At 75.5% G+C, this 12,817-nt stretch carries 14 protein-coding genes; 8 read left to right on the top strand and 6 right to left on the bottom strand.

Annotated features, from left to right (window positions below):
- Positions 1–178: 178 nt before the first annotated feature.
- From BM165_RS13380 to BM165_RS13355, 6 genes are all read left to right on the top strand, one after another.
- Entirely contained in the window at positions 179–1,054 is an 876-nt protein-coding gene (locus BM165_RS13380; RefSeq protein ID WP_075014029.1) for a hypothetical protein, read from the top strand.
- Between the two features lie 148 nt (positions 1,055–1,202).
- Positions 1,203–2,252: a GTP 3',8-cyclase MoaA gene (moaA, locus tag BM165_RS13375; protein WP_208976736.1), complete on the top strand. Its 1,050-nt coding sequence runs from the start codon at positions 1,203–1,205 to the stop codon at positions 2,250–2,252.
- A gap of 5 nt (positions 2,253–2,257) precedes the next feature.
- Entirely contained in the window at positions 2,258–2,506 is a 249-nt protein-coding gene (locus tag BM165_RS13370) for a MoaD/ThiS family protein (protein WP_075014028.1), read from the top strand.
- A 69-nt stretch (positions 2,507–2,575) separates the two neighbouring features.
- Positions 2,576–3,964, top strand: coding sequence for a hemolysin family protein (locus tag BM165_RS13365; RefSeq protein ID WP_075014027.1), 1,389 nt, complete (start codon positions 2,576–2,578; stop codon positions 3,962–3,964).
- The gene (locus tag BM165_RS13360) at positions 3,957–5,018 is read left to right on the top strand and encodes a hemolysin family protein (protein WP_075014026.1); all 1,062 of its coding nucleotides are present in this window, start codon (positions 3,957–3,959) and stop codon (positions 5,016–5,018) included. Before BM165_RS13365 ends, BM165_RS13360 begins: the two co-directional genes overlap by 8 nt.
- Entirely contained in the window at positions 5,015–5,236 is a 222-nt protein-coding gene (locus BM165_RS13355) for a hypothetical protein (RefSeq protein ID WP_075014025.1), read from the top strand. Before BM165_RS13360 ends, BM165_RS13355 begins: the two co-directional genes overlap by 4 nt.
- Before the next feature lie 16 nt (positions 5,237–5,252).
- Here BM165_RS13355 and BM165_RS13350 read toward each other — a convergent pair whose 3' ends face one another.
- The 6 genes from BM165_RS13350 to BM165_RS13325 form a co-directional block, all read right to left on the bottom strand.
- The gene (locus BM165_RS13350) at positions 5,253–5,663 is read right to left on the bottom strand and encodes a molybdenum cofactor biosynthesis protein MoaE (RefSeq protein ID WP_075014024.1); all 411 of its coding nucleotides are present in this window, start codon (positions 5,661–5,663) and stop codon (positions 5,253–5,255) included.
- Positions 5,660–6,241, bottom strand: coding sequence for a nucleotidyltransferase family protein (locus tag BM165_RS13345; RefSeq protein WP_075014226.1), 582 nt, complete (start codon positions 6,239–6,241; stop codon positions 5,660–5,662). The genes BM165_RS13350 and BM165_RS13345 overlap by 4 nt, the downstream gene beginning before the upstream one ends.
- Before the next feature lie 115 nt (positions 6,242–6,356).
- Positions 6,357–7,409, bottom strand: a complete 1,053-nt coding sequence (locus BM165_RS13340) for an ABC transporter ATP-binding protein (RefSeq protein ID WP_075014023.1) — start codon at positions 7,407–7,409, stop codon at positions 6,357–6,359.
- Positions 7,406–8,203 (bottom strand): ABC transporter permease, encoded by a 798-nt coding sequence (locus tag BM165_RS13335; protein WP_075014022.1) that lies wholly within the window; start codon positions 8,201–8,203, stop codon positions 7,406–7,408. The genes BM165_RS13340 and BM165_RS13335 overlap by 4 nt, the downstream gene beginning before the upstream one ends.
- On the bottom strand, positions 8,200–8,988 hold the full coding sequence (gene modA, locus BM165_RS13330) for a molybdate ABC transporter substrate-binding protein (protein WP_075014021.1): 789 nt from the start codon (positions 8,986–8,988) through the stop codon (positions 8,200–8,202). The genes BM165_RS13335 and modA overlap by 4 nt, the downstream gene beginning before the upstream one ends.
- A 135-nt stretch (positions 8,989–9,123) precedes the next feature.
- Positions 9,124–9,519 carry a TOBE domain-containing protein gene (locus BM165_RS13325; RefSeq protein WP_208976735.1) on the bottom strand — a complete coding sequence of 132 codons (396 nt, stop codon included), beginning with the start codon at positions 9,517–9,519 and terminating at the stop codon, positions 9,124–9,126.
- Between the two features lie 193 nt (positions 9,520–9,712).
- On the opposite strand from BM165_RS13325, the gene BM165_RS13320 reads away from it, so the two are divergent.
- Complete coding sequence (locus BM165_RS13320; protein WP_075014019.1) at positions 9,713–11,368, top strand: NAD(P)/FAD-dependent oxidoreductase; 1,656 nt, start codon at positions 9,713–9,715, stop codon at positions 11,366–11,368.
- Positions 11,365–12,768 carry a sensor histidine kinase gene (locus tag BM165_RS13315; protein WP_075014018.1) on the top strand — a complete coding sequence of 468 codons (1,404 nt, stop codon included), beginning with the start codon at positions 11,365–11,367 and terminating at the stop codon, positions 12,766–12,768. Before BM165_RS13320 ends, BM165_RS13315 begins: the two co-directional genes overlap by 4 nt.
- The last annotated feature ends 49 nt before the right edge of the window (positions 12,769–12,817 follow it).

Here is a 12,817-nt window from a genome sequence, read left to right as displayed (position 1 = left end):
GCTTCCTGGCCACAGGCGAGTGCGGGACTGCCCGCCGGACTCTCGGGTGGCGACCCGACCGTAACAACGGCGCGCGACACCGTCGTCCGGGTTTCCGAACGTGTGCGTGTCGTCACGCCGAGTACATGAACCTTCATGCACCCTGGCGGCGCCCGACCCCACCGACCCGAGGAGCCCCGTGGCCCCGAACGTCCAGCGCGCCGCCCGGCCGCTGCCCCTGCGCCTCCTGCTCGTCCTGCTGCTCGCGCTCGCCGCCCTGCTGGCACCCGGGACCGCGTCGGCCTCCGGCGGTGACGACGGCGGCACCGAGGGGGCGGCCTCCGGCGGCGACTTCGCGGTCACCGTCAACGGCCGCACCACCGACCCCGCCGCGGGCCGCGAGGCGCGCCTGCGCGACGTCACCCCCACCGGGCCGATCGCCGTCCGCGGCCGGCACGTCGCCTTCCGGATCGACCCGGCCACCCTCGGCGTCCACGACTACACGCTCACCGGCGCCCCGGACGCGCAGCGCATGGTGACCGCGCCGACCGTCGTCTTCGCCTCGAAGGTCCCGGTGCTCACCGCCGCCCAGCTGCGCGGCGTCCGGATCAGCGAGCTGCGGCTGCGCGACGACGTCCTCGTCGTCCGCTTCACGACGGCGGCCGGCGCGTTCAAGGTCCAGGCGAAGGACGCCCCCCAGGGCGGCATCTTCCAGATGGAGCAGGAGTTCGGCACCGCGGTCGAGTACGTGCACACGCTCGGCCCGGGCCTCTTCTACTTCGTCAACGAGTTCACCGGGAAGGTGAACTTCGGCGACGGCGTCCCCGCCGACGCCACGCACCAGATGCTGCTCGGCAAGGACAGCCCGCAGGTGGCCACGAAGCTCGAGCAGACGGCCACCACGACCCGCTGGTCGGTCGCCTCGGGCGGCCGCATGGGCGGCGTGCTCGGCGAGGACGCGGTCGAGCTGTCGGCCGGCGCCACGAACTGCACCAGCGACTGCCAGGCGCGCAACCGCATCCAGGGCTCGGTCCCGGTCCCGCCGGACCCGACCGCGCCGACCCCGATCGGCTGAACGCCCCGCCGGCGCCCCGCGCCGGTGACACCTCCCGCATCCGCGGGCGCGGCCGGATACCCCGGTCGCGTCCGCGGATGCGGCGTCCCGGGAGCCGGCCCCGGAGGAACCGGCGACGGACGGCCGGGTGCCGCATACATTGGCCCGCGTGAGCCCCACCTCCCTGCCCGACCCGCGGACCCGTCCGGCCGACGGCGCCCCGGGCAGCGGCGGGCTGGTCGACCGGCACGGCCGGGTCGCCACCGACCTGCGGGTCTCGCTGACCGACCGGTGCAACCTGCGCTGCTCGTACTGCATGCCGCCCGAGGGCCTGCAGTGGCTGCCCAAGGTCGAGCAGCTCACCGACGACGAGGTCGTGCGCCTGGTGCGCATCGGCGTCGAGGACCTCGGCATCCGCGAGGTCCGCTTCACCGGCGGCGAGCCGCTGCTGCGCCCCGGCCTGGTGGGCATCGTCGAGGCGGCCACCGCGCTCACCTCGCGCCCCGAGGTCAGCCTCACCACCAACGCCATCGGCCTGGCCCGCGTCGCGCCGGCGCTGGCCGCGGCCGGCCTGGACCGGATCAACGTCAGCCTCGACACCCTCGACCGCGAGCGGTTCACGGCTCTCACCCACCGCGACCGGCTCGACGACGTCCTCGCCGGCCTGCGGGCCGCGCACGACGCCGGCCTGACCCCGGTCAAGGTCAACGCGGTCCTGCTGCGCGGGGTCAACGAGGACGACGCCGTCCCGCTGCTCGACTTCTGCCTCGAGCACGGCTACCAGCTGCGCTTCATCGAGCAGATGCCGCTCGACGCCCACCACGCCTGGACCCGCGGCGAGATGGTCACCGCGGAGGACATCCTGGCCCGGCTGTCGGCCGCGCACGACCTCGCGCCCGACACCGAGGAGCGCGGCTCGGCGCCCGCCGAGCGCTGGCTCGTCGACGGCGGCCCCGCCACCGTCGGCATCATCGCCTCGGTCACCCGCTCGTTCTGCGGCACCTGCGACCGCACCCGGCTCACCGCCGACGGCCAGATCCGCAACTGCCTGTTCGCCCGCGAGGAGTCCGACCTGCGGACGGCCATGCGGGCGGGCGCCACCGACGCCGAGCTGGCCGACCGCTGGCGGATCGCCACCCTGGCCAAGCTGCCCGGCCACGGCATCGACGACCCGAGCTTCCTGCAGCCGAGCCGGCCGATGTCGGCGATCGGCGGCTGAGCCCCGTGGCCGGCACGGTCACCGTGCGCTACTTCGCCGGGGCCCGTGCCGCCGCCGGCGTCGACACCGAGACCTGCGCGGCCGGCACGCTCGAGGAGCTCGTCGGCCGGATCGTGGAGACCCACGGCGAGCGGCTGGAGCGGGTGCTCACCGCCTGCTCGTTCCTCGTCGACGGAACGCAGACGCGCGACCGCGCGTTGCACCTGGCACCCGGGGCGGTCGTCGACGTACTGCCCCCCTTCGCCGGAGGATGACCGCACCCCCGTGAGCTCGCCTCACCATACGAGCCCCTCCCGTTCCCTCCCGCTCCCGCGGACCCCCGCATGATCGAGTGGCTGCTCGTCCTCGTCGGCGTCCTGCTCGTGCTCGCCTGCGCCGCCTTCGTCGCCTTCGAGTTCTCCCTGGTGACCGTCGACCGGCCCACCGTCGAGCGGGAGGCCGCCGCCGGCGTCCGCGGCTCGGCCGGCGTCCTCGACGCGCTGCGCACGCTGTCCACCCAGCTGTCGGGTGCCCAGCTGGGCATCACCGTCACCAACCTGGCCATCGGCTTCGTCGCCGAGCCCTCCATCGCGGCACTGCTGCGCGACCCGCTGGAGTCGGCGGGCCTGTCCGGCGGCGCCGCCCGCTCGGTGTCGATCACCCTGGCGCTGGTGCTGGCCACCGTGCTCACCATGGTGTTCGGCGAGCTGGTGCCGAAGAACGTGGCCATCAGCCAGCCGCTGCGCACCGCCCGCGCCGTCGCCGGCTTCCAGCGCGGCTTCACCCGGGCCACCGCGCTGGTCATCCGGTTCCTCAACGGCTGGGCCAACGCGCTGCTGCGCCGGCTGTTCGGCGTCGAGCCGCAGGAGGAGCTCGCGTCGGCGCGCTCGCCGGAGGAGCTGACCTCGCTGGTCCGCCGGTCGGGCCGCCAGGGCACGCTGCCCACCGAGACCGCCGTCCTGCTCGAGCGCGGGCTGGCCTTCGGCGAGCTGCGCGCCAGCGACGCCGCTACCCCCCGCACCCGCATGACCACGGTGCACGACGGGGCGCCGGTCGCGGAGGTCCTCGCCGCCGCCCGCGACTCCGGGCACTCGCGATTCCCGGTCGTCTCGGTGGCCGGCGTCGACGACGTCGTCGGCATGGTCCACGTGAAACACGCCCTCGCCGTCCCGCGCGACCGGCGGGCGGCCACCCCGGTGTCGGCGGTCATGCTGCCGGCGCTGTTCGTGCCGACGTCGCGGCGCCTGGACGACCTTCTCGGTGACCTGCGCCGCGGCGGCCTGCAGATGGCCGTCGTCGTCGACGAGTACGGCGGCACCGACGGCGTGGTGACCGTCGAGGACCTCGTCGAGGAGCTGGTCGGCGACCTCGCCGACGAGCACGACGAGGAGACAGGCGACGACGTCGTCGACCGCGGGGACGGCACCTGGTCGGTGTCGGGCCTGCTGCGCCCGGACGAGGTGGCCGCGGCCACCGGCCTCGCCGTCCCCTCCGACCGGCACTGGGAGACCGTCGGCGGGCTGGTGCTGCACGAGCTCGGCCGCATCCCCGAGGTCGGGGACCGGATCGAGGCCCGCCCGGCCCTGCCGCCGGAGCTGGCCGCCGAGGCCGAGGGCCTGCCGGCCGGCGTCTGGGTGCGGGTCGAGCGGGTCGACGGCACCCGGGTGGAGCGCGCCGTCGTCGGGGAGCTGCCGGCCACCACCGGCGACGAGGAGGACGACGACCGTGGGTGACTGGGTCGGCGTCCTCGTCGCGGTCGTGCTGCTGCTGGCCAATGCCTTCTTCGTCGGCGCGGAGTTCGCGCTGATCTCCGCCCGGCGCTCCTCGATCGAGCCGCTGGCCGAGGCCGGCTCCCGCCGCGCCCGCACGACGCTGGCGGCGATGGAGCGGGTGTCGCTGATGATGGCCGGCGCCCAGCTGGGCATCACCGTCTGCTCGCTGGGCCTCGGCGCGATCGGCGAGCCCGCCGTCGCCCACCTGCTGGAGCCGGTGTTCGAGGCGCTGGCGGTGCCCGAGGCCATGGTGCACCCCATCGCCTTCGTCATCGCCCTGACCGCCGTCGTCGCGCTGCACGTGGTGATCGGCGAGATGGTGCCGAAGAACCTCGCGCTGGCCGGACCCGACCGCGCCGCGCTCGCGCTCGCTCCGCCGCTGGCCGCCGTCGTCACGGTGCTCAAGCCGGTCATCGTGACGCTCAACGCGCTGGCCAACGGGGTGCTGCGGCTGCTCGGGGTGACCCCGAAGGACGAGGTGACCAGCGCGTTCACCCGGGACGAGGTCGCCGGCCTCATCGACGAGTCGCGGGCCGGCGGGCTGCTCGACCAGCGCGGCTTCGAGCTGCTCACCGGCGCGCTGCAGCTGGAGGAGCGCGACACCCGCTCGGTACTCATCCCGCGGGCGGCGCTGACCGTCGTCGCGCCCGGCGACGACACCGCCGCCGTGGAGCGGGCCGCGGCCACCACCGGCTTCTCCCGCTTCCCCGTCGCCGACGGCGACCGGCTGCTGGGGTACGTGCACGTCAAGGACGTGCTGGTGGCCGACGGCGCACCGGAGCCGCGGGTCCGCGACATCACCCGCCCGCTGCCCCGCGTCGCCGCCGACGACGACCTGCGGCAGACCCTGGGCGTCATGCAGGCCGGCCGGGCCCAGTTCGCCGCGGTCACCGACGGGGGCCGGGTGGTCGGCGTCGTGGCCTTGGAGGACATCCTCGAGGAGCTGGTCGGCGAGATCCGCGATGCTGCACACAGGGCGCCCGCTCGGGAGCCGGGGAGGACGGGACCGCGATGAGCTTCATCGACAAGGCGAAGGCGAAGGCCGAGGAGCTGCTGGGCCGGGCCGAGGAGGTCTACGGCGAGTCGCACGGCGACGCCGCGGCGCAGGTTGCCGGCGAGGCGCACCGGCTGGAGGCCGAGGTGGAGCTGGAGGAGGAGCGCGCCGAGGAGGCGGCCCGCGGGGACGGCACGACGCGGCCCACCGACGAGGACGGTCAGGCGCCGGTCGGCTGACCCGGCGCCCCGCGCCTCAGGGGCAGGCCACCCACTCCTCCCCGCCGTCGGCGAAGACCTGCCGCTTCCAGATCGGCAGCCGCCGCTTCACCTCGTCGACCAGGTCGGCGCAGGCGGCGAACGCCTCGCCGCGGTGGGCGGCGCTGACCGCGCAGGCCAGCGCGACGTCGCCGATGCCCAGCAGGCCGACCCGGTGCGAGACGGCGACCGCGCGCACCTCGGGGCGGGCGGCGAACTCCTCGGCGAGCTCGGCGATCACCTGCTCCGCCGTCGGGTGGCCGACGTACTCCAGCTCGGTCACCGACCGGCCGCCGTCGACGTCCCGGACGACGCCGGAGAAGGAGACGACGGCGCCGGCACCGCGGTCGGCGACCGCCTGCTCGTGCTCGGCGACCGACAGCGGCTCGTCGACGACCCGTGCGATCACGGCGCCGAAGCTACCCCGCCGGGCGGGACGTCGAGGTCGACCGGGTCGGCCAGGCCGGTGCAGTCGACCTCGGTGACGGCGTGCGCGGCGAGGTAGCGGCGGGCGCCCTCGTCGCCGGTCGCCGTCGCCGCCACCCCGGCCCAGTGCTCGCGGCCGAGCAGCACCGGGTGGCCGCGGACGCCGCCGTAGGTGGCGACGGCGAGCGCGTCCGGGGCGGCGTGCGTGGCGACCGCGCGCAGGGCCGCCGGCGTCATCCCCGGCATGTCGACGAGCGTGACGAGGGCGGCGTCGACCGCCCCGGGCCAGCCGCGCAGGCCGTCGAGGCCGGTGCGCAGACTCGACGCCATGCCGGTCTCCCAGTCGCGGTTGGCCAGGACCGTCGCGCCGTCGAGGTCGGCGGTGCGCCAGACGTCGACCGCCCGCGCCCCGAGGACGACGAGCACCGGGTCGCACACCGCCCGCGCTGTCCGCACCGCCCGCTCGACGAGCAGGCTGCCCTCGTACTCGACCAGCGCCTTGGGCATGCCGTAGCGGCGCCCCCCACCCGCGGCGAGGACCATTCCGGCGACCGTGCTCATGCCGGCCACCCTGTCACCGCACGATCAGGTGGGCTGATCGTGCCGCGTCCTGGCTCACGGTCCACGGTGAGCCAGGACGCGTTGCGGTGATCCCACCTGATCGTGCGCCCACCCCTCAGCGCGCGTAGACGGCGACCTCGGAGGCCTTGACCACCGCCCACACCGGCGAGCCCGGCGCCAGCCCGAGCTCGGCGAACGCCGTCGCGGTGACGTCGGCGAGCAGCGGCACGGGGCCGTCGAGCTCGACCCGCACCGTGGACCCGTGCGGTGTCGCCCCGGCCACCGTCGCGGGCCAGGCGTTGCGCGGGCTGCCGCCGGGCCGCGACGGGTACAGCGCCACCGACTCGGGGCGGATCGCCACGAGCACCGGGCCGGCCGCGGGCTCGGCGACGGCGACCGTCCCGCCGCCGTCGAGGTACACCGCCGTCCCCTCCCCCACCCCCGGGAGCAGGGAGAGCCCCACCAGGCGGGCGACGTAGTCGGTGCGCGGCCGGCGGGCCACGTCCGCCGGCGTCCCGGCCTGCACGACGACGCCGTCCTCCACCACCAGCACGCGGTCGGCCAGGGCCATGGCGTCGACGGGGTCGTGGGTGACCAGGACGGTGCTGCCGCCGAAGTCGGCGAGGTGGCGGCGCAGCTCGGCCCGGACGGCGAGGCGGGTGCGCGCGTCGAGGGCCGACAGCGGCTCGTCGAGCAGCAGCAGCGCCGGGTCGCCCACCAGCGCCCGGGCCAGCGCGGCCCGCTGCGCCTGCCCGCCGGACAGCTGCCCGGGCCGCCGGTCGCCGAGCCCGGCCAGGCCGACCCGCTCGATCCAGCCGGCGGCCGCGGCCCGGGCGGCGGCCCGCGACGCCCCGCGGGTGCGGGGGCCGAAGGCGACGTTCTCCAGCACCGACAGGTGCGGGAAGAGCAGGTGGTCCTGGAAGACCATCCCCAGGGGCCGCCGGTGGGTGGGCAGGTGCACGCGGCCCGCGACGTCGTCCCAGGTCCTCCCGTCGACGGCGACCCGCCCGGCGTCGGGCGGCAGCAGTCCGGCGAGCACCCGCAGCGCGGTGGACTTCCCCGCGCCGTTGGGGCCGAGGACGGCGAGCACCTCGCCGTCGGCGACCTGCAGGACGACGTCGACGGTGAGCGGGCCGCGCCGGACGACGACCCGCGCGTCCAGGGTCACGCCGCCGCCCCGGACCGCCCCAGCCAGCGGTCGCGCAGCAGCAGCAGGGTGGCCACCGAGACCAGGAGCAGGACGAGGGAGAGCACGATCGCCGCCTGCGGGTCCCGCTGCAGCGCCAGGTAGACCGCGAGCGGCATGGTCTGCGTCGTCCCCGGGAAGTTGCCGGCGAAGGTGATCGTGGCGCCGAACTCCCCCAGCGCCCGCGCCCAGCACAGCACGGCCCCGGCGGCCACGCCCGGCGCCACCAGCGGCAGCGTGACCCGGCGGAAGGTGGTCCACCGGTCGGCGCCGAGGGTCGCGGCAGCGTCCTCGAAGCGGGCGTCGGCGGCCCGCAGCGCCCCCTCGACGCTGATGACGAGGAACGGCATCGCCACGAACGTCTCGGCGATGACGACCGCCGTGGTGGTGAACGGGATGGTGATCCCGGTGGCCTCGGCCAGCCACCGGCCGACGATCCCCTGGCGGCCCAGCACCAGGAACAGCGCGACGCCGCCGACCACCGGGGGCAGCACGAGCGGCACGGTGACTAGCGCGCGCAGCACCGTCCGCCCGCGGGCCCGGGACCGCGCGAGCACCCAGGCCAGTGGCACGCCCAGCACCACGGAGACGAGCGTCGCCACCGTGGCCGAGACCAGCGACAGCCGCAGCGCCTGCCCGACGCCCGGGGCGGTGAGCAGGGTGCCGAGCTGCGACCACGGCGTCCGGACCAGCAACCCGGCCAGCGGCAGGACGAGGAAGGTGACGGCCAGCGCCGCCGGGACGAGCAGCGGCGCCGGGGTGCGGGCGCGCCTCACGGGGCCCGGAAGCCCGCGTCCTCCAGCGCCTGCTGCCCCTCGCCGGAGAGCACCAGGTCGACGAACGCCTCCGCGGCCTCGGCGTTGGGTGCCGCGCCCAGGGTGACCAGCGGGTAGTCGTTGACGGCGTCCTCCGCCTCGGGGAAGGAGACGCCCTCGACGGCGTCCCCGGCGGCGGTCACGTCGGTGGCGTAGACCAGGGCGGCGTCGACCTCACCGAGCTCCACCTTGGTCAGCGCGGCGCGGACGTCCTCCTCCTGGGTGTCCGGTCGCGGCGTGACGCCGGCGGCGGCGAAGACGTCCTCCGACGCCGCGCCGCAGGGCACGTCGGGCGCGCAGACGGCGAGCGCGAGCTCCTCCCGGCCGAAGTCGGCCAGGCCGGTGATCCCGGCCGGGTTGCCCGCCGGGACGGCGATCTGCAGGACGTTGGCCGTGAAGACGGTCGGCCCGCCCTCGGCCAGGCCGGCGTCGGTGACCACCGCCATCTGGGCCGGGTTGGCCGAGGCGAACACGTCGGCCGGGGCGCCCTGGGTCAGCTGGGTGGCCAGGGCGGAGCTGCCGGCGAAGTTGAACCGGACCGTCAGCTCGGGGTTCTCCTCCTCCAGCTGCCGCCCCAGGCCGGTGAAGACGTCGGTCAGCGAGGCCGCGGCGAAGACGGTGAGGGTGCCGGTGAGGCCCGCGTCCGCGGAGCCGCCCGGCCCGGCACCGGCGTCGTCCTCGCTGCTCCCGCAGGCGGCGGTCCCCAGCGCCACCGTCACCAGCACCGCCGCGAGCCGCCTGCGCATCCGGGTCTCCTCCCCGCCGGGCGGACTAGCAGATCCGCACCTGCGGGACCATATCCGACGATCAGGGCGGATCTGCGGGTCCGAGGTGCGCCGTACGTCCGCGGACCCGCGGCCTGGTCGTGTTCGCGTCGTCGACTAGGGGACGTCGACGCTCACCTGGGTCGCCTTGACCGTGGCGACGGCGCGGACGCCGACCTCCAGGCCGAGCTCGTCGGCCGCCTCGCGCGACATCAGCGAGACCAGCCGGAACGGCCCGGCCTGGATCTCGACCTGCGCCATGACGGTGTCGCGGAGGACGCGGGTGACGATCCCGGCGAGCCGGTTGCGCGCCGAGGAGCCGCGGGTGGTCCCCGGCTCGGGCGCCTCGTGCAGCTCGGTGGCCAGGCGGGCGAGGTCGGCGCCGTCGACGTGGGCCGGGCCGCCGCCCTGCCGCGACGCCGGGAGCCGGCCGCCGTCGATCCACCGGCGCACCGTGTCGTCGCTGACGCCGAGGAGGGCCGCCGCCTCGGCGATCCGGTAGCTCGCGCTCACGCCGCGCGACCCTAGTCGCCGGGGCATCCCCTCGCCCGGGCCGCCGGTACGGCACGACACCGTGCGGAATGCCTGTCTGACCAGTGTCTTCCCCTTGACCGGAAGCGCTCCACCGGGCCTACGCTCCCGCCACATCTGCGCCATCCTCTGCCGGGAGCACCCGGTCCGGATCGTGGCGGACGGGGGAGGGGCAGTGACCAAGCCGACCATCCTGAGCGTGGACGACGACCCGGAGGTGCTCGCGTCCATCTTCCGCGACCTGCGGTCCCGGTACGGGCGCGACTACCGCGTCATGCGGGCCTCGTCGGGCGCCCAGGCCCTCGAGGTGCTCGCCGAGCTCGCGCTGCGGGCTCGACCGGTCGCCCTCATCGCCACCGATCAGCGGATGCCGGGGATGAGCGGCACCGAGATGCTGACCCAGGCCAGACGGCACGCCCCCGACGCCAAGTTCGTGCTGCTCACGGCCTATGCGGACAAGGACGCCGCCATCCAGGCGATCAACGACGTCGGGCTGGACTACTACCTGCTCAAGCCCTGGGACCCGCCGGCGGACCGGCTCTATCCCGTCATCGACGACCTGCTGGGTGACTGGCGGCAGGCTCACCCGCAGGACACCGGGGAGCTCCGGGTGGTCGGCCACCGCTGGTCGAAGCGCAGCCACGAGGTGAAGACGTTCCTCACCCGCAACCACGTCCTCTACCAGTGGCTCGAGATCGACCGGGACGACGAGGCGCGCAGGCTCTCAGAACTCGCGGACGCCGGTCCCGAGGACCTGCCCCTGGTCCTCGTGCCGGACCGAGAGCCCCTGCGCGCGCCGTCGAACCTCGACCTCGCGAGCGCGCTCGGCCTGCGCACGCGTGCCGAGCAACCCCTGTACGACCTGTGCATCGTCGGTGGGGGTCCGGCGGGACTGGCCGCCGCGGTGTACGGCGCGTCCGAGGGGCTGCGCACGGTCGTCATCGAGAGGGAGGCACCGGGCGGACAGGCCGGGCAGAGCGCCTCCATCCAGAACTACCTCGGGTTCCCCAAGGGCCTGTCCGGTGCAGACCTCGCGCACCGCGCCGCCGCCCAGGCCGAGCGCTTCGGTGTGGAGATGCTGCTGGCACGCGACGTCGTGGGGCTCGAGACGCGAGGCCCCGTACGCGCCGTGCGCTTCGACGACTCCGGGGATCTCGAGGCTCGGGCGGTGGTGGTCGCGAGCGGTGTCTCCTACAGGCGGCTCGAGGGTCCGGGCCTCGAGGAGCTCGCCGGCCAGGGCGTCTACTACGGCTCGTCGGCGAGCGAGGCCAGTCAGTGCCAGGACGACGACGTGTACGTCGTCGGAGGCGCCAACTCGGCCGGCCAGGCGGCGCTGAACTTCGCCAGCCATGCCAAGCGGGTGGTGATGGTCGTCCGCGGCACCGCCCTCGAGGACACCATGTCGATGTACCTCGTCGCCCAGATCGCGGCCACGGACAACATCGAGGTCCGCCTCCGCAGCTCGGTGGTGGCCGCCCGCGGGGCCGGCCACCTGTCGTCGATCACGCTGTGCACCCAGGGCGCGCCACCGGAGGAGGTGGCCACGAACTGGTTGTTCGTCTACATCGGCGCCTCGCCGCGGACGGACTGGCTCGGCTCGAGCGTCGTCCGCGACCCGAGGGGCTTCGTGCTCACCGGGCCGGACCTGCTGGCGGCGTCGGCGACGACCCCGTGGCCGCTGGCGCGTGCGCCCTACGCGCTGGAGACCAGCGTCCCCGGGGTGTTCGCCGCCGGGGACGTGCGGCTGGACTCCATGAAGCGCGTGGCCTCCGCGGTCGGTGAGGGTGCCATGGCCATCCACCTCGTGCACCGCTACCTGGCGACGGCGTGATCTCCGCCGGGGACCTCCGCTCCCTGCCGCTGTTCGGCAGGGTGGTCGAGGACGAGCTGCGGGACCTCATCGCGGTCGGTGAGGAGGCCGCGTTCACCGCCGGGGACGAGCTCTGGACCCAGGGTGGGCCGGCCGAGTGCTGGTGGGTCCTGCTGGAGGGGCGCATCGACCTCGTCCGGACCGTCGGGCACGAGGAGACGCTGCTGGGCGCGATGGACGCGCCCGGCCGGTGGGCCGGGGGCTTCCGGGCATGGGACGAGCACGCCGTGTACCTGGCCACGGGCCGGGCGTCGGCGGACGGGCGGGCGCTGCGCGTCGGGTCGGCGGCCCTCAAGGAGTGGACGCGGACGCGGGACCCCTTCGGCGCCCACCTCATCGAGGGCGTCTTCCGCACGCAACGCACCGTCGAGTCCGCCGCTCGGCAGCGGGACGCCCTCGTCGCCCTGGGGACCCTCGCAGCCGGGCTGGCGCACGAGCTGAACAACCCCGCGGCGGCGGCGACACGGGCGGTGGACGCGCTCGGCAGCGCCTCCGACCGGCTGCTGGAGACCCTGACCGGCCTGGCGGGCGGTTCGGTGTCGGCGGCGCAACTGGTCACGCTCGACCGGCTGCGTCGTGAGCTCGACCGGAGCCCGGCCGCCGCACACGCGGACCCGATGGCCCTGGCCGACCAGGAGGACGCCCTGTCGGACTGGCTCGCCGACCACGACGTCGGGGAGAGCTGGACGGTCGCCGGCCCGCTGGCGACCGCCGGTGCGGACGTCGACTGGTGCGAGCGGGCGGCCGACGTGCTCGGCCCGTCCCTCGAGCCGGGGCTGACCTGGGTGGTGAGCACCCTGGCCGTCGGCACGCTGCTCTCGGAGGTGAAGGAGGCGACCCGCCGCATCTCCGACCTCGTCGGGGCGGTGAGGACCTATTCACAGCTCGACCGCGCCGCGGTCCAGCGGACCGTCCTCGCCGAGGGCCTCGAGAGCACTCTGGCCGTCCTGGGACACCAGATCCCGGCCGGCGTCACGGTGGTCCGCGACTACTCCCCGGACACCCCGGAGGTGGAGGCGATCCCGGGCGAGCTCAACCAGGTGTGGACGAACCTCATCGGCAACGCCCTCGACGCCATGGCCGGAAGCGGGACGCTGCGGCTGTCCACCCGGCCCGAGCGGGACGGCGTCGTGGTGGAGGTCGGTGACACGGGGACGTGGTCGGACCCGGCCGCCAAGGACCGCGCGTTCGAGCCGTTCTTCACGACGAAGGGCGTCGGCCAGGGCACCGGGCTCGGCCTGGACATCTCCCGTCGCATCGTCACAGGCCGCCACGGCGGTGACATCGCCATCGACCTGCGACCGGGCGAGACCGTGCTGCGGGTGTGGCTCCCCTCCCGGTACACCACGGCGCGGAGGTGAGGCGGTACCGGGCCCACCCGGTACCGCACCGGATCGGCGGCTCGTGGTG

The sequence above is a fragment of the Geodermatophilus obscurus genome, assembly GCF_900115395.1.
In the GTDB taxonomy this organism is placed as follows: domain Bacteria; phylum Actinomycetota; class Actinomycetes; order Mycobacteriales; family Geodermatophilaceae; genus Geodermatophilus; species Geodermatophilus obscurus_B.
The sequence above is the reverse complement of the archived record's forward strand: the minus strand, read 5'-3'. Positions and strand labels throughout refer to the sequence as shown.

Excerpts from the sequence above, each read along its gene's own strand:
- BM165_RS13365 (WP_075014027.1), top strand. The coding sequence starts at position 2,576 with ATGATCGAGTGGCTGCTCGTCCTCGTCGGCGTCCTGCTCGTGCTCGCC.
- BM165_RS13355 (WP_075014025.1), top strand. The coding sequence starts at position 5,015 with ATGAGCTTCATCGACAAGGCGAAGGCGAAGGCCGAGGAGCTGCTGGGC.
- BM165_RS13345 (WP_075014226.1), bottom strand. The coding sequence starts at position 6,241 with ATGAGCACGGTCGCCGGAATGGTCCTCGCCGCGGGTGGGGGGCGCCGC.
- modA (WP_075014021.1), bottom strand. The coding sequence starts at position 8,988 with ATGCGCAGGCGGCTCGCGGCGGTGCTGGTGACGGTGGCGCTGGGGACC.